Genomic DNA, 20,243 nt, shown 5'->3' with positions numbered 1-20,243 from the left:
CTTGCCAGATCGATCATGATTGCCTAGATTCTTCTGTCTACCGATTGCTGCGAAGGGAGTTCAATATGCGCGCCGTGTTTCTCGATACCCAGAGTCTGGATGATCTGGACCTTTCCCCCATCGCTGCCTGTGTCGATGAGCTGGTGTGTTATCCGCACACCGCTGCTGAACAGGTCGCCGAACGCATCGATGGCTTTGAGCTGGTGATCACCAATAAAGTGGTGTTGGATGCAACGCTGATCCGTTCGTCTGACGCCCTAAAACTGATCTGTGTCGTGGCCACCGGCGTCAATAACATCGACTTGGAGGCTGCCACAGCCAAAGGCATCGTGGTCTGCAACTCTCAGGGCTACGGCGTGCATTCGGTGGCCCAGCATGTGCTTGGTCTGATGCTGGCACTGCACACCCGCTTGCTGGATTATGACCGTGCCGTCAAGGATGGAGACTGGAACCTCTCTAGCCAGTTCTGTCTGCTGGACTACCCGATTCTGGAACTCAATGGCCGCACCCTGGGCATTATCGGCTACGGGGCGCTGGGACAGGAAGTGGCGCGCCTGGCCCGCTGCTTCGGCATGCAAGTGCTGGTCGCGGCCCGTCCCGGCAGCCGCGACATTCCCGCCGAGCGGGTAACATTCGAAACGTTGCTGGAACGCTCTGATGTAGTCAGTCTGCACTGCCCGCTCACGGAACAGACGCACAACCTGATTGATGCCGCAGCACTGGCGCGCATGCAACCGGGTAGCCTACTGATCAATGCCGCGCGGGGCGGTATTGTGGATGAAGGCGCGTTGAAAACCGCACTGCTCAGTGGTCACTTGGGGGGAGCCGCTACCGACGTACTGACCGAGGAGCCGCCGCGCAACGGCAATGTGTTGCTGGACCCGTCTATCCCGAACCTGATCGTTACCCCGCATTCAGCCTGGGGCAGTGTGCAGGCCCGACAAACCATTATTCATCAAACGGCCGAAAATATACGGGCCTGCCAGTCGGGCAAGCCTGTGCGTCAGGTCAACGGCTGAGGGCTGGCAATATCAGTGTCTGCGTTGTCGTCGGACCTTTCCGCCAACGCAGCTTGATGCCGCATCGGCCAGGCATCCAGCCATGGTTTCATGTCAGCCGCTGGCATTGGCTTGGCGATGGCATAGCCCTGGCCCAGATCACAGCCCATTTTCAGCAACGCCCGGCCATGCTCTACGCTTTCAACGCCTTCGGCGATAACCACTCGCTTGAAGGCACCGGCCAGACGGATCACCCCATCCAGTATCGCCAGGTCGTCGGCATCATCCAGCATGTCACGGACAAAACTGCGATCAATCTTGAGCACCTGAACCGGGAGCCGCTTGAGATAGGTCAGCGAAGAATACCCCGTGCCAAAATCATCAAGAGCGAACTCCACACCCAGTTGCATACAGTCATGGATAATCGTGGATACCTGCACGACATCATCCAGCGCAGTGGTTTCCAGAATCTCCAGTTCCAGATCCTTGGGCCGGATCTCTGGCCGTTGTGATAACGCCTCACTCAGCGAGCGAACAAAATCCGGCTGCTGCAGATGGATCGCATCAATATTGACACTGACCCTCAGCGGCATGCCCTCACGCCGCCAACTTACCATCTGATCCAGCGCAGTAGCCAAGACCCATTCGCCGATCTCGGCAGACAGCGGATGATTTTCAACCACCGGCAGGAATGCAGCCGGGGGCAACAGACCATCAAGCGGATGCTGCCAACGGATCAACGCTTCACAGCCTACAACCTCGCCGGTGCGCATATTGACCTTGGGCTGGTAATACAGCACAAACTCCTGACGTCGCAGCCCTTCACGAATGCTTTCCAGATGGTCATGACGGTCGCGCAAGGCACGGTCACGTTCCACATCGAACAGGTAATAGCGGTTCTTGCCCGCCTGCTTGGCCTGGTACATCGCCTGATCGGCCTGTCGCAGCAACTGGTCAGCGTCCAACACATCTCGCTGCGGATAGAACACCACGCCGATACTGGCAGAGACCGAGAGTTCACGCCCATCAATCGTCAGTGGGGCCGCCGCTGCCTGACGCAGGCGCTCAATCACCGGAAGGCTCGCATCATGGTTTGCGAGATCCAGTAACACCGCCACGAATTCGTCACCGCCCAACCGTGCCAGCGTATCCTCTTCACGTAGACTAGCTTTCATCCGCTGCGCCAACTCAACCAGTAAACGGTCACCCACTGCATGGCTATGGGTATCGTTGACCGCCTTGAAGCCGTCCAGATCAATGAACAGAATCGCCATACTGGTACCGTGGCGGTTGGCCTGCACCATCGCCTGTTGCATCCGGTCAGCCAGCAGGGTTCGGTTGGGCAACGCGGTCAGTGCATCATAGTGCGCAATACGCTCCAACTGATGCTGCTGATGTTTAAGCTTCGTAATGTCGGAGAGCAGACACACATACCCCTGCAAGATGCCAACGTCGTTATAAAATGCATTAATTTTCTGCAAAACGGCATAGATCATGCCGTCCTTATGCCGATTCCAGACCTCACCGCTCCATCGACCTTCGCTGCGCAGGGTCTCCCATTGCACTTGATGATGTGGATCGCCTTGGTCCATGCTCAGGAACGCCGCATCACGCCCCGTCGCCTCTTCTGCCGTATAACCGGTGGTCTGGGTAAAAGCAGCATTGACCCTGGCAATACACCCGTCCACATCGATGATCATGATGCCTTCATTGGCATTATCAAATACACTGGCCGATAGCCGTAGTTGACTTTCACTCTCCTGACGCAGCTTCAGGTTGGCCAGCAATTCGGCAAACAGACTCAGCAACTCAACCGTCTGCGGGCCAAATTGATAGGTGCTTTCAGCTGAATCCACTCCGATCACACCAATACAACGACCCTGCAGCGTCAATGGCAAATCCAACAGGCTTTTTACGCCCAAACTCTTCAATATCTGCACTAACGGGCCATCATCCAACTGACTGATATCCCCAACCATCACCGCTTTGCCATCCAGATGCTGCTGCACCCAGGCATCACAACTGTCCAGCGCCATAGGCTCATCGTTCGTATATGCCAACACACCTGGCTTACACCAATTATGCGTGTTTCTTACCACGCCGGCCGCAAAGTCATATTCGAACAGGTAGCAGCGATCTGCCCCGATAAACAGCGAAATTTCCCGCATCGCTTCTTCTATCGCGGTGTCCACTTCGTTCAAGGGCAGGTTAATGAAGCGGCTGGAAAACTTGAGCACAATCTGGCGATACTGATCCGCTTGCAGGCGTCTGCTTTCTTCTTGTGAACGCTGCATTTCGGCACTGACCCGATCAACAAAAAGTTGCAACAGATCATAAGCCAGCTCCGTATTACTCAATTTCTGCTTACTCAGCCCTACCAGCAGACCTATCGACCGTTGCTGCTTATCCTTCAGAGTACTGCCGATATAAGCCGTCACGCCCATATCGGACAACAGTAAATCATCGGGGTACAAAGATTGAATATCCTGAGGATGAATGCAGACATCATGCGCAACCAGGTCAGCACATGGCGTGCCTTTCAAACTGTAGCCGAACGGCAGCATTGCCCCCGCATCGGTCCAGCCGGCCAACACATCAACACCCTCACGCCCCTCGGCCAGCTGTGCAACAAACACATATTCCAGCCCTAAAGCGTCGGCCAGGTGACGGCAGACGGCACGATAAAAATCCTCACCAGAGAGCGTGGCAAACTCGGTCGCCAACGCGGACAAGGCATTTTGCGTCAACTGTTGTTCGGTCATATCCTGGACTGTGCCCAGCGTCACCACCACCGAGCCATCATCGGCGTAATGGTTTTCACCGATGACATGCACATAGCGAATACCACCATCCCGTAACAGCAGTCGATGGTTAATGTCATACAGGGTATGTGAAGCAACCGCCTGGCTAAATGCCTGTGCCACCTGTGCACGATCATCCGGATGGATGCATCCAAGCGCCTCACGGTAGGACACTGACCCTTTACCGGGATCCAAGCCCAGAATTCGGTACATCTCTTCAGTACACGTCCACTCACGGTGCTTATGGTCCAACGTCCAGCTGCCCGTGCGCGCAATACGCTGCGCCTCTTTCAAACGCACACTGTTCAACTCCAGTGCAGCAACATCTTGCTTGCGCTGTTTTTCCAACTGTCGGCGGCGACGGATGTTGCGTACCAGCCAACTAATCGCCAGTGCCTGAGCCAAGGTTGCACCGGCCAGTATCCAAACCTGCACATCCCGACTATGGGCGATTTGTTCAACCTGAACATCCACCATCTGCTCAAGCGTGTTCTGATAGTGCCAAAGATCCTGTTCGGCATGTCGGCCCGGGGTAATATCATGGATTAGCGACAGCAGCAAAGTCTGGCCACCAAAGGTATAGGGGTGTGAATAGACCTCGACGGTGCGGATATCGCCATCCGCCAGCTGGTGACGGAAGATGAAAAAGTTACGCCCTTCCATCATGGCCTGACGACGCTCTGCCGCAACCTGTTCAGGCGTAAATGTATTGATTTGCTGTATTGACCGCTGTTTCAACTGCTCAGCGGAATAGCCATAAAACTTGGTAGCTGCATCATTGGCCCTGATAATATTTCCCTGGGCAGGGTCAATCAGCAACATTGGAATATCAGTGCCTTGAAACACCTGATTGAAGCCGGGTTCGCGGGCACCGAGGGCGTGAGCGGGAAACAATATCAGCGTACACAACACTAATATGAACGCCGACACACGCCTCAGGTAGGCGTGATTATGCAGGGATAAGGAAAGCGTCAACGGAATAGGCTCCGGCAGCAGAATTGCGCTTGTTTCCCAAAGTAGCGAATTGACAAAGCAAGAACAAGCCAAACAACACGCCGCAACAAAGATACATCACTTGCGTTGATCAACATCAGCCAATGCACTTCGGATACAGCTCATTGCGTCAGCCCCCGAACCCCAACTGATCATGACCTTCCCGCCATGCTCCCATAGGCTTTCGTTACGTCCCTGGTAACGGGCGCCGCTAGCCGCAAGTTGGCGATACATCACCGAGATGCTATCCCCTCGTTCAACAATCGCGGTTTCCGGTTCAGTCTGGAAAAAAGTCGCCACGAACTCATCTGCCGGGTTGTTGTTACAGAGGTAACGAACGGGGTTGGAATGCTCCACCAGCCGATACCGTGCCTGCAACTCCGCGATCCGCAATCGGTAAGCACTGTTAACACACTGTCGAATAGTCTGGCTCTTCCAGCACTCATTCCGCCCCTTGATCCAGCCACGCTGCTCCGCCTGCAAAGTCGGGCGAAAATGACTATCACTGGCGGTCACAGCTTGTTGGTAAACCTCGCTCAACTGTCGATCCAGCATCGATAGACCGACATCACCACACACAAGGGCTTCCGCTGTCGACAACGATTGGCTATCACAATTGAATGAGGTTTTTTGGGCCCGCTGCTCCAGCAATGCTTCAACATGACCACACCATGCACTCGACGCAGGATCCGGCGTGGCAGCGATATCGCGGATACCCAGTTTGAATTCGACCACCGATTTCCATTCGGCAGAGCCGATATCCGGCCCATGCCCTTGGCCGTCGCCCGTCGCCAGACGCTGTTCCACCGAATGATACCAGTCACTGGTGCACGCCATCGGCTCCTGAACAGAATGTGTTGGTGCAGTCGCCACACATCCTAATGTTGATACTGTCATCAATGAAAATGCTATCCAGCGCAGCATATAAACTCCTTGGTCATAATCATCTATCGAAAATCTGCTTACAAGCATACAGGGCGCACACTAAAAAACCTCATCTACCCAGGGCAGATGAGGTCAAGGATATCCCGGAGAAAGGGAATGGGGGCTTAAGCTGTTACGCGTTGGTGGACCTGATCGACGATATGCGCACCGATCGGAATGGCCGACGTTGCTGCGGGTGACGGTGCGTTGCACACCACCAGTGCCCGTTCGGTATTCACGAACAGGAAGTCGTCAACCAGCGAACCGTCCTTGGCGACCGCCTGGGCACGAACGCCTGCCGGATAGGGTGTTAAATCGTCCAGCGTCAGTTGCGGACAGTATTTGCGTACCTGCTCCAGATAACCGCCGCGGAACAGGCTGTTTTTCATCTCCAGCAGGCCAGGTTTCAGGTTTCGCGCCAGCATCTTCAACAAGCCCGGATAGGTCAGCATCTCGGCCATATCCCTGAGGCTGAAGTCAGTCTTGCGATAGCCTTCACGTTTGAACGCCAGCACCGCATTCGGTCCTACGGTCACCGTGCCATCGATCATTCGGGTCAGATGTACCCCGAGGAACGGCAGGTCAGGATCCGGAATCGGATAGATCAGATGGTTGACGATACGGTTATGCTGCGGCGGCAACAGGAAGTATTCACCCCGGAACGGAATGATTTTGAACTCGGGTTCCTGCCCCAGCATGCGCACGATGCGATCCGACATCAGGCCCGCACAGGCGACCATGAAGCCGCCCTCAAACAGTTCCAGCTCGGTTTCCACCTCCACCCGGTCGGCCAGCTCACGGATGTTGTGAACGGTCGCGTTGTAGCGCACCTCGCCGCCGTCAGCCGCGACCAGCTCAGCCATCTTCTCGCAGATGCGGGTATAGCTGACAATTCCGGTGGACGGCACAAAAAGCCCGCCCACACCGGTAATGTTGGGCTCACGCGCCTTGAGCTGGTCAGCATCGAGTACTTCAACCGGCAGCTCGTTTTCGGCGCAGCGGCCAATCAACCCCTGCATCCGCTCCAACTCGAGTTCATTGGTAGCCACCAGCAATTTGCCACATTCATCGAACGGAATGTCATGTTCACGACAAAACGCCTTGGTAGCGGCATTGCCCTCTTTGCAGAAGCGGGCCTTCATGCTGCCGGGCTTGTAGTAAACACCGGCATGGATCACCCCGGAGTTGTGTCCGGTCTGGTGCTGCGCCGGACGGCTCTCTTTCTCCAGCACCAGCACTCGCTGGCCGGGGAAACGCTGTTGTAGCTGGCGAGCGGTCGACAAACCCAGAATGCCGCCACCAATCACAATAAAATCAAATCGAGTGTGCATCATGCAGCCTCTTCCACGGTAATAGCCGGAGCCAAACGGCGACTGTAAATAAACAGGGCAATGAAGACGCCCGCTGCAGCCAGGTCATACATCAACTCACCGTGTGGCCAAAGCAGGCCAACTGCACAGGCACCACTGAGCAAACGCAGCAGTATGTTCAATGGCCCTTCCAAATACCCTTCCATGAAGCCGACAAAGGCATACAAACCCAGAATGCCGAACACGAAGATGGTCAGCACCTCGTCGATGCTGCCACCGATAAAGCCGGTATAGGCAAACAGCAGAGGCACGATGTACAAGCCCTTGGCGATTTTCCAGGCGGTGAAGCCGGTCATCATCGGTGGCGTACGCGCGATGGCAGCAGCTGCAAAGGCGGTCAGGCACACCGGCGGCGTCACGTTGGAATCCTGCGACAACCAGAAAATGATCATGTGCGCGGCCAGCAGAATCATCGCCAGCTTGTCAGCGGAGACCGCCTGATCCAGCAATTGACCCTTGAAATCGGACGGAATCTGCTCAAGCAGCCCCGTCGCCTGCACTTCGCTCATTGGTGCCGCCAGTGCCGTCAGACTGTTGGGGTCGACCAACATGAATATGGCACGGGCCGCTTCAGGCAGGTTGCCATTGACCATCAGTTCCAGCAGCTCGCGCTCGGCCATCAGACTATACAGTGCCGGTGCCGACAGCGTTGCCAGTACGATATACGCCGCCGTCACCGGCAAGCCCATACCCAACACCAGCGATGCCAGTGCGACCAACACCAGGGTAATGAACAGGCTACCACCGGCCCATTCGGTCACCATCAGCGAGAAGGTGTTACCGATACCGGTCATGGCGACCACGTTGACCACCAATCCCACGGCCACCAGCAGCATGGCGGTTGTGGCCATGTTTTTCGACCCCTGCGCCAGGGCATCGAAGATATCGCGCAGCATCATCTTCTTGGGTGACAACCAAGAGGCCAATACCACCGAAATAATGGAAATACCGGCGGCATAGGTCGGGGTAAAGCCGTACACCAACAGGCTCACCAATACCACCAGCGGCAGCAGGCAGTGCCAGCCTTCTTTCAGCACTTCCTTGACCGGACGTACATTCATTTCGACCGCGTGGGCGTGGCTGCGACGTGCCTCAACACGTACATAAAAACCGACCGACAGGAAGTACAGCAGTGCCGGCAATGCCGCAATGGCGATAATCTCGACGTAAGGGATCTGGGTATACGAGGCCATGATGAAGGCACCCGCCCCCATCACCGGTGGCATCAACTGACCACCCGTGGAAGCCGCAGCTTCAACACCGGCAGCAAAACGCGCCGGGAAACCCGCTTTCTGCATCAGCGGAATGGTGATCACACCGGTGGAGACGGTATTGGCAACGGACGACCCGGATACGGACCCCATCAGACCGGAACCCAGCACGGCTACAAAACCGGGACCGCCAATCATGCGGCCTGCCGCACAACGGGACAGTTCAATGATGAAATCACCCGCACCGGACTTAACCAGAAACGCGCCAAACAGGATAAACATGAACACATAGGTCCAGGAGATACGGGCAATGGAACCGAACATCCCCTCGGACGAGAAATAACTGCGATAGAGCACGGTCTCCAGGCTCAGGCCCGGAAAGTTGAACATGCCATCGATATACTGACCCCACCAGAACACATAGGTCAGCGCGAACAGAATCAGAGACGGGATGAACCAGCCGGTGGTACGCCGTGTCATTTCCAACGCCACCGCAATCGCGATGATCGCCACCACCCAGTCGGTGGTATTGAAATGCACGCCTCGGGCGTAGAGCGCATCCTCGAACAACATCAGGTAGATCGTGGTACCGATGGCAACAAAGCCGATCAGCAAGTCAATCCCGATCGTCCAGCCCTTGGTCGCGTGTGTTTTCGACAACGGCACCATAAGCGCACAGATCAGGGCAAAGCCGGAAAAATGGATCGCGGACACCCACAGCTCGGATAGTGTGCCGAGGGTATTGAAATAGATATGCGCAAGCGCAAACAGCACCCCCGCCCAGTAGATGAAACGGCCGGTGGCACTCTGTTCATCACGCTGGGGCAGCTCCATGGACTTGAGCTGCTCGGCAGTCTGTTGATCGGTATGTTGAGAAGCAGACATCACTTCATTCCTGATTGCGTGGGGGTCAACAGTGAAAGGATCGGCCAAAAATGGCCGACCCGTCAGGGGATTACTTATTTAGCGACCAGATGGTCCGGAATCGTAACGCCGACTTCACGGTAATAACGTGCGGCCCCCGCATGCAGCGGCACCGGCAGACCGGCAATCGCTTTTTCCAGCGCCATCGCTTTAGTCGCCTTATGGATGCTGTTCAGGAACGGCAGGTTTTCGTAGATGGTTTTGGTCAGCATATACACATCTTCTTCGCTGATATCGTCACGTACGGCCAGGAAATTCGGCTGTGCCATGGTATTGATATCGCGGGTCTGACCCGGATAGGTATTCGCCGGGATCACGTAGCGAGTCCACAGCTGGTAGTTGCCGTTGGCCTGGGCCATCTGCTCGTCGGTGAAGTCCAGCACGCGAATATCGTCGCCCATCGCCGCATAGGCACGGGTGATCGCGGAGGCCGGCACACCCGCCGGGATGTTCATGCCGTCGATAGTGCCGTTCTGCAACGCATCAGCGGACGGGCCGTAACCCATGTACGCCAGGTTGAACTGGTCGGCATCAATACCCAGATTACCCAAGATGGTGCGGCCTGAGCCTTCGGTACCGGAGTTTTTCTTGCCGATGGAAAACTTCTCGCCTTCCAGTGCTTTCAGATCGGAAATGGTGCCGGTCTGGGCATATTTACCGCGCACTACGAAGTGCTCCACGTTCTGCCACAACATGCTGACCGAGCGCAGGTTTTCCTGTTTGCCGGAGGACTCCATCGCACCTTCACCGCCCCAGGCCCAGGCACCGTAAAGGCCCTGCAGAATGGCAAACTGGGCTTCGTTTTCGCGCAGCAGTTTGATGTTTTCACCGGAGCCGGCAGAGTTGATTGCCGACATGGAGATGCCCTGGGTCGGTTCCAGCTTAACCTTGGTCAGGGTCGCCAGCGCGACGCCCACCGGATAATAGGTGCCGCCGGTAGAAGCGGTCGCCAGGATGTAGGAGTGGGTATCTTTCGCCTGCACCAGCGCACTTGAAGTCGCCAGGGCGCCCAAGGTGAATGTCAGCCCCAACGCTTTAACCAGCGTGCGTTTACCTTGATTCATGGTGTTTTCCTTATACCTGTTGTCATTCTGATTGTTGTAGTGACATAACAGGTATAGCAGAAAACGGGCCAACTCGGCGAAAGATGTTAACCTTTTGATTTTACTTGATTAAAAATATCACCACCCTTCAAACAAGCAAAAAATGGCCGATATTAAGGGTGATGCGTAAGCAAAAAACCGCCTATGAAAGGGTAAAGTCGCTGCGATTCAGGCCATACCGCTGCATTTTCTGATTCAGCGTCCGCCGAGGCAGGTCCAGCATATCCATCACGCTCTTGATGTTGCCCTGATGCTGTTCCAGCGCCTCACGGATCAATTGCGCTTCATATTCGGCCACCTGTACCGCCAATGGCAGCGACTGCCGATGTGCAACTGGCCGACTTTGCAGCGGCTGCTGTCGTGACAGCAGTTCGACCAGACTGACACGCGGATCAATCGCGTACCGAATGGCGATATTCTTCAATTCACGCACATTGCCGGGCCAGGCATAGGATTGCAGGGCGTCCAAGTCATGGTCAGACAGCGTACGGGGCTCACGGTCGTTATCCAGTGCACCTTTGCGCAAATAGTGAACGAACAGCCAGGGTACGTCCTCAATCCGTTCACGCAGCGGCGGAATATGCAGTTCCGAAACCCCAAGCCGGTAAAACAGGTCCTCACGGAACTGAGGGTCTTCCCGCAGATCCACCTTGGCCGCCGCGATTACACGCAGGTCTACCGAGATCGGCGCATTGGCTCCCAGACGCTCAATCACATGTTCTTGCAAGGCCCGCAGCAGCTTGATCTGGAGGTTGAGCGGCATGCTCTCGATCTCATCCAGAAACAGCGAGCCGCCACTGGCATATTCGAACTTGCCGATACGGCGTTTGGTGGCGTGGGTGAATGCACCGGCTTCGTGACCGAACAGCTCGCTTTCGATCAGATTTTCCGGAATCGCACCGCAGTTGATCGGTACAAACGGCCGCTTGCTGCGCTTGCCGTAGTCGTGCAGACATTGCGCCACCAGCTCTTTACCCGTACCGGTTTCACCGTAGATGATCACATTGGTTTCCAGCTCCGCCAGTGACAATATCTCGCGGCGCAAGCGCTGTATCGCCGGTGATATGCCGATCAAGCGCGCATCGATACCACTTTGGGTCGCCAGGTTTTGTTGCAGGCGCAGATTCTCCAGGGTCAGACGGCGCTTTTCACAGGCACGGCGCAGACGCTCAACCAAACGATCAGGCACATAGGGTTTTTCAATAAAATCGTAGGCTCCGTCACGCATGGCAGCGGTCGCCATATCCACGTCGCCATGAGCGGTCAGCAGAATCACCGGCATATCCGGTGCCCGCCTGAACGCTTCCTGCATCAGCTGAATGCCATCCATGCCCGGCATGCGCACGTCGGTCAGCAGGATACCGGCACAGAACGGCTCAATCTGTTCCAGCGCAGCCTCGGCCCGGCTGAAACAGCGGACTTCAAACCCGGACAGTTCCAGCCACTGGGCGGTCGCTTCACGCACCATCGCCTCATCATCGACCAGCAGCACCAGCCCCTGTTCACTCATGGATAAATACCTTGTCTGTTGTCTGCTCACGAACCGAATACAACGGTATCTGTACTCTGAAACAGGCACCCACTGCCTGATCAACGATACAGATCTGCCCGCCCAAATCACGCAAAATACTGCTCACAATCGCCAATCCAAGCCCAAGCCCTTCTCCTACTGCCTTGGTGGTAAAGAACGGCTCGAACAATTGGCCGCGACACTCCGGCGCGATGCCCGGCCCATTGTCGCGCACCTCCAGCATCACATGGTCGGCCGTGGTCTCGACCACTTCCAGCCAGAGTTCATGAGGCTCCGCACCACCGGCCATGGCATCACAGGCATTCTTCACCAGATTGATCAGCACCTGTTCATAACGGGCACCATCACCTGCAACCTGAAGGCTCGCCGCTGGCGGCGTGTAATGCAGCTGGAGGTCAAGCTCATCAAAGCGCCCTCGAAACATCTGCAACACCTGATCGATTACCCGTAGCAGCGACACCGGCTCGATCCGTTCCGGTTTGCGATAGGCAAAGATTTTCAGCTGGCCGGTGATCAACGCCATACGATCCAGCAACTGCTCCTGCAGGGTGAAATTCTTGCGCAGGGCATCCGGCTGCTCCAGCAGTCGACCGGCAATCGCCAGATAGGTGCGCATGGCAGTCATCGGCTGATTCAGCTCATGCACCACCGACGCCGACATCCGCCCCAGCGCCGCCAGCTTGCCCGCCTGAACCAGCTCGGCCTGCGCGGCCTCCAACGCCTGTGTACGCGCCACCACCTTCTGCTCCAATGACTCGTTGGCCTCGCGCAATGCCTGCTCCAGCCGTTTACGTCGGCTGATGTCGATCACCGTCACCAGATAACCCAACTCAGGGTGGCGTGCCATCTGCCGGATGGAGATCAGCATCGGAAACGCACTGCCATCCCCTCGCTGCCCCACCACTTCCAGGCCGGTCAGTGGCCGAAAACGATCCGTGCCCAACACATCCAATGCCTGGCGCAGTGGCTGGGCACTGAATCCATCCCCCAGCAGATTGAGTACCGGACGATGCCGAACACGATCGATCGATACGCCGAAAATCTGCATCGCCATCGGGTTGATCAACTGCACGCAACCGCTTTGGTCAATATGCACCAGCCCAACCTGTGCCGTATTGATAATGTTACGCTGCTGCTCTTCACTGCGTGCCCGTGCCTGCATCTGCTCCAGCTGCAGGCGACGTTTCTGCCGGGACTCACGCAGATACAGTAGCAGTAACCCCAGCACCAACCCGGCACCCAGCACACTGCCGACCACCACCCGCGCACGGTACTGGGCCGGTTTGATGGCGGTCAGCACCGAGACCGTCCAGCCCAAGTCATCCAGCTGCACCGACTGCAGCAAGAAACGCTCGTCACCATCGCGCACAGCCTGCAGCCCGACGCCGTTACGCAGCTGTAGCGGGGCCACGTCTTCCAACGGCCAACCGGTTTCGGTCTTGAATACCAGCTCACCCTCGACAGAGCGCACCACCAGCGGATACTCAACGGCCAACTGCTCACGCAATCGGGGCATATCCAGGCGCATCACGGCCACCCCGGCCAGACGATCGGTATACACCGGTGCCGACATATACAACGAGGCCACATCCGGCTGCTGGTGAAACTGCAACTCCAGCCCCTGCTCACCCACAATTGCCTGCTGGAAATAGCGTTCATTACTTTGTGACTGCAGCGGGAAAGCCTGCTCTTCACGCCAATTACTGAAAGCCAGCGGATGGCCTTGCGGGTCGAGCACAAACAGCGCTGTCGAGCCAGCGACCAGGTTGATCTGTTCCAGCACGCGGTTGACCGTTGCCTGATTGTTCGCACCCGGCTGCAGCAAACGGTGTACGTCTGTATTCTGAGCGATCAAAAACGGAAGGTAGTTATATTGATTGAGGACCAGACGCATCTGGCTGACCGATGCCAGCAGACGGTCGCCGCCCTGCATGTGCAGGCGGGACAGCGCCCAGTCACGGGATAACGAACCGCCAAACCAGGCCAGCCCGATAATCAGCAACATGTAGATGATCGCAATAACACTGATCGGATAACCGGATCGCGGCGGGTTCATGGCTTGTCTCCATCGGGGCGTGCCCGACCTTAGCAAAAACGGATATTTTTTTCAGCTCCCCGCGGTCTGTGCCATAATGTGCGCCTTATTTTCAGCCTGTCACTGTATGGATACCATGAGCGCACACACCACCATCGCCTATCAGGGCCACCAAGGCGCCTACTCTCACCTGGCCTGTCGTCAGGTTCACCCGGAACTGACCCCGAAGGCCTGCGAGTCTTTTGTCGATGCGATGTTTATGGTCGAGCGTGGCGAAGCTCAGCTGGCGATGATACCGCTGGAGAACTCCACCGCCGGACGCGTGGAAGAGATCTACCGACTGATGCCGAAGACTCGCCTGCATGTAATTGGCGAACACTTCGAGCCGGTCAACCACTGTCTGCTGGCACTGCCGGGAAGCAAGCTGGAAGATATCAAGACGGTTTCGTCGCATCCGCAGGCATTGGCCCAGTGCGCCGACAACCTGCGCAGCCTGGGAATTGATCCGATCGCGGCACTGGATACGGCAGGCTCTGCGGCTGAACTGGCCGAACTGCGCCAGCCCGGCCACGCGGCCATCGCATCCAGCCTGGCCGCCGAGCTGTATGGCCTGGAGATTCTGCAAGAAAACTTTCAGGACAAAACCGGCAATACCACCCGCTTCATGATCCTGTCCCGTGACCAGATGATCCCGACACTGGAGCCGGATGTCCGCTACATCACGTCATTGATGTTCCGTGTACGCAACATGCCTGCCGCGCTGTACAAGGCACTGGGCGGGTTCGCCACCAACGGCGTCAACATGATCAAGCTGGAAAGCTACATGGCTTCTGAAACCATGACGGTGTCCAGTTTCCATCTGGATATTGAAGGCCACCCGCACCAGCAGGCGATGAAGTTCGCCATGCAGGAGCTGAACTTCTTTGCCGAGGAAGTGCGCGTCATCGGCACCTATGAAGCGCATCCATTCCGTTTCAGCCATCTCAAACTGGAACTCTGAGTACGCCTGATCACTCAACCCTGAGCGCCATCCGCGACCTCAATCAGGTGTAGACTCTCCCCGCAGCGGGCTGGCCATTGCCGCCCGTCGTGGCTCAGGCGCAACATCTGTTGCGATCAGATGATGCAGCTTGGCAAACGCCGCTTCCGGGGTCAGATCCTGCCCCGGCACCACCCCCGCATGATTCAACAGTGCGCCTGTCGCATAAGCCCCCTGACTGACTCTGCCCTGGTGGCACTGGGTCACATTGACCACTGTTTTACCCTGCGCTCCGGCACGCACCAGCTCATCCAGCAAGCCCGACTCGGCCTCGGGCGGATTACCCACCCCGTAGGTCAGCAGCACCAGCCCCTTCACTGCTGCAGGAGCCAGCGCTTCACGCACCAGCCGCACCGGCATTCCGGGGAAAACAGCCAACATGACGACCGCTTCCGGGTCATAGCGGGGAATCTCAAAGCGTACGGCTGCCGGTGGCAATAACAGTTCATGCTGGAGATTGATTTCGATCCCGGCCTGCCCCAACCAGGGGAAGTTCGGTGAATCGAACGCATCCAGCCCGGTACTCTTGACCTTGCGACTGCGGTTACCCCGCAGCAACCGGCCATTAAAGCAGATGCAAACCTCGGCAACGCCCGGCTGCGAAGCCAGCAGCAGCGTCGTCACCAGATTATCCAACGCATCATTGCGCAGTTGACTCAACGGAATCTGCGAGCCGGTCAGGATCACCGGCTTGTCCTGCTGTGGCAGCATGAACGACAACGCCGAAGCCGTATAGGCCATGGTGTCGGTACCATGCAGCACGACAAATCCGGCGTACTGGTCCCAGTTCGCCTGCAAGGTCAACGCGATCCGCTCCCAATCAGCCGGCACCAGACTGGCACTGTCGATCAGCCGGTCATACTCCAGCAGATCAAACGCCGGCAACGCACGCTCACCCAGCTGAGCCCGAAGCCGAACCTCAAAGCCCGGCTCCGGAATATAACCTTCCGCTGACGGCACCATACCGATGGTGCCGCCCGTGTAGATCACCAGTACCCGGCGATTCATGACACCGCTACCAACGGAGCCAGCATCGCATGGGGGCTGAGAATGGCGTCCAACTGCACTTCCGGCAGCAGACCTTCAGCCAGCACCAGCTCACGCACCGTGGCACCGGTATTCAGTGCGACTGAAGCGATGCGGGTGGAATTGCTGTAACCGATATGCGGAACCAGCGCGGTGACGATACCGATACTGTTATCCAGATGACGGGCACACTGCTCTTCGTTGGCACGAATGCCCTTGATGCAACGGTTTTCCAGCATGGTGCAGGCTGCCGTCAGCATCTTGATCGAGTTCAGCAGGTTGTACACGATCATCGGCTCCATGGCGTTCAACTGCAGCTGACCAGCCTCGGCCGCCAGCGTCACCGCCAAATCGGCTGCAATCACCTGATAGGCCGTCTGGTTGACCGCTTCCGGAATCACCGGATTGACCTTGCCCGGCATGATCGAAGAGCCCGGCTGCATCGGCGGCAGGGAAATTTCGCCAAGACCGGTACGCGGACCGCTGGACAGCAAACGCAAATCGTTGCACATCTTGCCCAGCTTGATCGCAAAACGCTTGAGAATGCCGGAGAACATGACGAACGCACCCATGTCCGAACTGGCTTCCATCAGGTTACTGGCCGACACCACCGGCTTGCCGGAAATTTCTGCCAACCGGCGTACCGCCATGGCCTGATAGCCCGCCGGCGCATTGATGCCGGTACCGATCGCCGTACCACCGAGATTGACCTCGCACAGCAGACGTCCCGCTTCATGCAACCGATCAATGTCTTCAGCCAGGTTGACCGAGAAGGCCTCGAACTCCTGCCCCAGTGTCATCGGCACCGCATCCTGAAGCTGGGTCCGGCCCATTTTCACAACATGTGCGAACTCCTGCCCCTTCTGCTCCAGGGAGATGATCAGGCTGCGAATGGCCTGCTCCAGCGGCTCAGCCGCAAACTGGACCGCCAGACAAACAGCCGTCGGATAGGCGTCGTTGGTGGACTGGGAGCGGTTGACGTCATCATTGGGGTGCAGATGCTGGTATTCACCCTTGCCATGCCCCAGCTTTTCCAGCGCCAGGTTGGCAATCACTTCGTTGGCGTTCATGTTGGTCGAGGTACCGGCCCCGCCCTGAATCAGGTCAACCACAAACTGGTCATGCAGATGACCGGCATCGATCTCGTCACAGGCCGCCATGATGGCGTCGGCCTTGTGTGCAGACAGCACACCCAGTTCACGGTTGGCCCAGGCTGCCGCTGATTTGACCTGCACCAGCGCCCGAACCAATGCCGGGAAATGGCTGATCGGCACACCGGTGATGGCGAAGTTGTCGAGCGCACGCTGGGTTTGAATGCCGTACCAGGCGTCAGCCGGAACGGCAAGATCACCCAGCAGATCATGTTCAATGCGTGTATTCATGGGTTGCACCTGACCTTTGCAAACGGAATAAAAAGGCTCCCGGGGTCGGCTTGAATCCGGGAGCAAATGGAGAAAAAGTTACTTGCCCTGAGCCACAGCGGCGGCTTCACGCTGGCGGATACGCGCCAGATCTTCCGGCTCGATTTCCCAGGCAGCGGCATCCAGATTCATGTCATCAAAGCGGCTGACATCAAATACCGGCTGTTCGATACCTTCGGCAATCTGACGGTCAAAGTCGCGCATGATGCGCAGTCCCGGCTTGAACAGGAACAGCAGTGCAATCAGGTTGACCAGCGCCAGCAGCCCCATGGTGACATCGGCAAAACCGAACACGGTACTCAGGTCCGTCGTTGCGCCCCAGCACACCAGCGCAATGATCAACACGCGGAAGCCATTCAGTAGCCTGGTGTTGTCGGTACTAAAGAAATTGAGGCTATTTTCACCCAGGTAGTAGTTGTAGAGCACAGTGCTGAAACCGAACAACAGCAGCGCGATACTCACGAATGAACGCCCCCAGTCCCCAACATGATCCGCCAGTGCAGACTGGGTCAGCGCCACACCTTCCACGCTGACTCCACTGCCCGGCTCGTATACGCTGCTGAGCAGGATAATAAAGGCTGTCGCGGAGCAGATGACCAATGTATCGATGAAGACCGAAAACGCCTGCACAATGCCCTGATTGGCTGGATGCGGTACATAGGCAACTGCAGCCACGTTAGGCGCACTGCCCAGACCGGCTTCATTGGAAAAGAGGCCACGCTTGACGCCCATCAGAATCGCCGCACCAATGCCGCCACCGACCATCGGCTCAAGACCGAAGGCACTTTTCACGATCAGCGTAATCACGTCAGGAATGCGTTCAAGGTTCATGCCCAGCACCACAAAGGCAACCAGTAGATAACCGACCGCCATCACCGGTACCAGAACCTCGGTCACCTTGGCGATACGTTTGACACCACCGAAGATGATCATGCCGACGATCACGGCCAGCGCGATACCGGAATACAGCACGGGTACGCCAAAAGCGTCACCTACAGAAGTCGCCACCGCATAGGACTGCAGTGCGGTAAAACAGAAACCGAACGTGACCAGCAGCAGCACAGAATACAGGCCCGCCAGCCAGTTCCATCGAGCCCCCAGGCCACGTGAAATATAATGCGCCGGGCCGCCACGATACGTACCATCGGGCTCGGCCTGCTTATAGGTCTGTGCCAGGGTACATTCAAGGAAGCTGGTCGCCATGCCCATCATGCCAACCACCCACATCCAGAAGATTGCACCAGGACCGCCCAAGGTAATAGCGACTGCTACACCGGCAATATTGCCACCACCCACACGACCGGCCACCGATAGCAAAAGGGCTTGAAAAGAGCTTAAGTGGCCGTGCTTATCATGTTTAAATGCCTGACTCGCACCGAGAATCCGGAACATACGTCCGAAATACCGAAACTGAACGAACCGGGACGCCACCGTGAAGCCGATACCTATGGTGATCAACAACGCGATCAGCACTTTGCCCCATAGAATATCGTTGAGAAAATCCAACATCGATGAGCTCCGCTATTCTTGTTGTGAGAAAGCGAAGCATTTAACCAGTCGAGAGGAACGGTTGAAATTTGTCACTTTGGCTACAGGATGGCGTAGTTGAGCGCACAGGATGCGCCACCTGACACAGACGCCATCTGGCGCACTCATAACCCCACGCTCAAGGGCCCGGCCCGGAGGTAATGTATTTGAACGACGATTTCGCCCAGAATCTGCGCCTGCTGTGCAGCTATCACAAATCAATCGCCGAGGTGTGCCGCCGCCTGGAGATCAATCGCCCCCAGTTTAATCGCTATCTGAGCGGTCGCTACCGACCGGCGGCCAGCACACTGCGCCGGCTATGCGATTTTTTCGGGGTAGAAGTACATGAAATCATGCTGCCGCATGACCAGTTCCAGCGCCTGGTGCAGGTCAGACCCCAAAGTGCGCCAGTCGCCAGCGGCCCCGGAGATACCATCAGCGACCATGTAGACCACTTGTGCCGCATTGGCAGCAACGGGCTTGATCGCTACCTCGGCCATTACTTCGAGTATTACCTTTCCATGTCCACACCGGGCAAGCTGATACGCACACTGGTCAGCATTGAAAAGCGGGATGGGCGCGTTGTGTTTCAGCGCACGGAACGGATTCAACCGGAAAAAGGCCAGCCCGCCTGCCACAACCGTTATCAGGGCGCCGCCTTCATGCTCAGCGATCGATTGTTTCTGATTGATCACGAAGCCCTGAACAGGCACGAACTGACCGAAACCATCCTGTTTCCCAGCTTCCGTAACCGGCTGACCCGGCTGACCGGGTTACGCATCGGCGTATCCGACAACAGCGAGCGCATGCCCTGCTGTACTCGGGTGCTGTATGAATACCTCGGCACCAGCATCGGGGTGCGCAAGGCACTGGCCATGTGCGGACTGATTGAACCAGACAGTGAAGGGCTTGACCCGGCCATTGCAGCCGCCGTCAGTAACAAGATGGCAGAAGGAGAAATACATTTCAGGGCACGCCACCTGACGGGCCACTGAGAGCATTAGACAAAAAAGCAGCTCATGCGGAATTGATGCAGCGCACAAAAAACAGTTTTTTAGAACAACTTCGTCTAACAACTCTATTGTGCAGCGCACAAAAATGGACGATATTGAAGGTGCTCCAGCAATGGAGCGCGAGAGAAAACGCTCTTCCTCGAATTCTCTCGCAGTCTCAATGCCAACTCTGGCCGTTTTAAGTTGTTTTGCACTTTTACCTTCCCCTCTTCACTGAAGAGGGGTTTTTTTTGGCTATGTCTGAGTTAGTTGTTGTGGATATCGCTCAATAGCTTCTAACAAACATAGCTCAGCTGTTATTCCAGTAGAATAACGTTCCAGCATCCG

13 protein-coding genes are annotated in these 20,243 nt (G+C 56.6%); 3 read left to right on the top strand and 10 right to left on the bottom strand.

Annotated features, from left to right (window positions below):
- The first annotated feature begins 65 nt into the window (after window positions 1-65).
- On the top strand, window positions 66-1,019 hold the full coding sequence (locus CLV44_RS16715; protein ID WP_106593263.1) for a 2-hydroxyacid dehydrogenase: 954 nt from the start codon (window positions 66-68) through the stop codon (window positions 1,017-1,019).
- Here CLV44_RS16715 and CLV44_RS16710 read toward each other — a convergent pair.
- The 7 genes from CLV44_RS16710 to CLV44_RS16680 form a co-directional block, all read right to left on the bottom strand.
- A complete protein-coding gene (locus CLV44_RS16710; RefSeq protein ID WP_146140029.1) occupies window positions 1,004-4,774 on the bottom strand; it encodes an EAL domain-containing protein in 3,771 nt (1,256 codons plus the stop codon). The two genes, CLV44_RS16715 and CLV44_RS16710, sit on opposite strands and share 16 nt — an antisense overlap.
- Window positions 4,775-4,870: 96 nt before the next feature.
- Window positions 4,871-5,629, bottom strand: a complete 759-nt coding sequence (locus tag CLV44_RS16705) for an MliC family protein (RefSeq protein ID WP_170069380.1) — start codon at window positions 5,627-5,629, stop codon at window positions 4,871-4,873.
- Between the two features lie 212 nt (window positions 5,630-5,841).
- Window positions 5,842-7,047, bottom strand: a complete 1,206-nt coding sequence (gene lhgO, locus CLV44_RS16700; protein WP_106593270.1) for an L-2-hydroxyglutarate oxidase — start codon at window positions 7,045-7,047, stop codon at window positions 5,842-5,844.
- The gene (locus CLV44_RS16695; RefSeq protein WP_106593260.1) at window positions 7,047-9,182 is read right to left on the bottom strand and encodes a TRAP transporter permease; all 2,136 of its coding nucleotides are present in this window, start codon (window positions 9,180-9,182) and stop codon (window positions 7,047-7,049) included. Before CLV44_RS16695 ends, lhgO begins: the two co-directional genes overlap by 1 nt.
- A 74-nt stretch (window positions 9,183-9,256) precedes the next feature.
- A complete protein-coding gene (locus tag CLV44_RS16690) occupies window positions 9,257-10,285 on the bottom strand; it encodes a TAXI family TRAP transporter solute-binding subunit (RefSeq protein ID WP_106593259.1) in 1,029 nt (342 codons plus the stop codon).
- Between the two features lie 181 nt (window positions 10,286-10,466).
- Window positions 10,467-11,834 carry a sigma-54-dependent transcriptional regulator gene (locus CLV44_RS16685; protein WP_106593258.1) on the bottom strand — a complete coding sequence of 456 codons (1,368 nt, stop codon included), beginning with the start codon at window positions 11,832-11,834 and terminating at the stop codon, window positions 10,467-10,469.
- The gene (locus tag CLV44_RS16680; protein WP_106593257.1) at window positions 11,827-13,911 is read right to left on the bottom strand and encodes a sensor histidine kinase; all 2,085 of its coding nucleotides are present in this window, start codon (window positions 13,909-13,911) and stop codon (window positions 11,827-11,829) included. The genes CLV44_RS16685 and CLV44_RS16680 overlap by 8 nt, the downstream gene beginning before the upstream one ends.
- Before the next feature lie 115 nt (window positions 13,912-14,026).
- On the opposite strand from CLV44_RS16680, the gene CLV44_RS16675 reads away from it, so the two are divergent.
- Window positions 14,027-14,890 carry a prephenate dehydratase gene (locus CLV44_RS16675; protein WP_106593269.1) on the top strand — a complete coding sequence of 288 codons (864 nt, stop codon included), beginning with the start codon at window positions 14,027-14,029 and terminating at the stop codon, window positions 14,888-14,890.
- Window positions 14,891-14,929: 39 nt separating this feature from the next.
- Here the strand turns inward: CLV44_RS16675 and CLV44_RS16670 are convergent, their stop codons facing one another.
- The 3 genes from CLV44_RS16670 to CLV44_RS16660 form a co-directional block, all read right to left on the bottom strand.
- Window positions 14,930-15,937, bottom strand: coding sequence for an asparaginase domain-containing protein (locus CLV44_RS16670; protein ID WP_106593256.1), 1,008 nt, complete (start codon window positions 15,935-15,937; stop codon window positions 14,930-14,932).
- Window positions 15,934-17,337 carry an aspartate ammonia-lyase gene (locus CLV44_RS16665; RefSeq protein WP_106593255.1) on the bottom strand — a complete coding sequence of 468 codons (1,404 nt, stop codon included), beginning with the start codon at window positions 17,335-17,337 and terminating at the stop codon, window positions 15,934-15,936. The genes CLV44_RS16670 and CLV44_RS16665 overlap by 4 nt, the downstream gene beginning before the upstream one ends.
- 78 nt (window positions 17,338-17,415) lie before the next feature.
- A complete protein-coding gene (locus tag CLV44_RS16660; protein ID WP_106593254.1) occupies window positions 17,416-18,885 on the bottom strand; it encodes an alanine/glycine:cation symporter family protein in 1,470 nt (489 codons plus the stop codon).
- 185 nt (window positions 18,886-19,070) lie between these two features.
- On the opposite strand from CLV44_RS16660, the gene CLV44_RS16655 reads away from it, so the two are divergent.
- Entirely contained in the window at window positions 19,071-19,898 is an 828-nt protein-coding gene (locus tag CLV44_RS16655; RefSeq protein ID WP_106593268.1) for a helix-turn-helix transcriptional regulator, read from the top strand.
- Window positions 19,899-20,243: the final 345 nt, after the last annotated feature.

The organism is Marinobacterium halophilum, from assembly GCF_003014615.1.
GTDB lineage: Bacteria > Pseudomonadota > Gammaproteobacteria > Pseudomonadales > Balneatricaceae > Marinobacterium > Marinobacterium halophilum.
The sequence above is the reverse complement of the archived record's forward strand: the minus strand, read 5'-3'. Positions and strand labels throughout refer to the sequence as shown.

Bases quoted from the DNA above. Each gene is read 5' to 3' on its own strand.
- CLV44_RS16680 (WP_106593257.1), bottom strand. From the start codon at position 13,911: ATGAACCCGCCGCGATCCGGTTATCCGATCAGTGTTATTGCGATCATC.
- CLV44_RS16675 (WP_106593269.1), top strand. From the start codon at position 14,027: ATGAGCGCACACACCACCATCGCCTATCAGGGCCACCAAGGCGCCTAC.
- CLV44_RS16685 (WP_106593258.1), bottom strand. From the start codon at position 11,834: ATGAGTGAACAGGGGCTGGTGCTGCTGGTCGATGATGAGGCGATGGTG.
- CLV44_RS16715 (WP_106593263.1), top strand. From the start codon at position 66: ATGCGCGCCGTGTTTCTCGATACCCAGAGTCTGGATGATCTGGACCTT.
- CLV44_RS16705 (WP_170069380.1), bottom strand. From the start codon at position 5,629: ATGGCGTGCACCAGTGACTGGTATCATTCGGTGGAACAGCGTCTGGCG.
- CLV44_RS16690 (WP_106593259.1), bottom strand. From the start codon at position 10,285: ATGAATCAAGGTAAACGCACGCTGGTTAAAGCGTTGGGGCTGACATTC.
- lhgO (WP_106593270.1), bottom strand. From the start codon at position 7,047: ATGCACACTCGATTTGATTTTATTGTGATTGGTGGCGGCATTCTGGGT.
- CLV44_RS16670 (WP_106593256.1), bottom strand. From the start codon at position 15,937: ATGAATCGCCGGGTACTGGTGATCTACACGGGCGGCACCATCGGTATG.
- CLV44_RS16665 (WP_106593255.1), bottom strand. From the start codon at position 17,337: ATGAATACACGCATTGAACATGATCTGCTGGGTGATCTTGCCGTTCCG.
- CLV44_RS16695 (WP_106593260.1), bottom strand. From the start codon at position 9,182: ATGTCTGCTTCTCAACATACCGATCAACAGACTGCCGAGCAGCTCAAG.
- CLV44_RS16660 (WP_106593254.1), bottom strand. From the start codon at position 18,885: ATGTTGGATTTTCTCAACGATATTCTATGGGGCAAAGTGCTGATCGCG.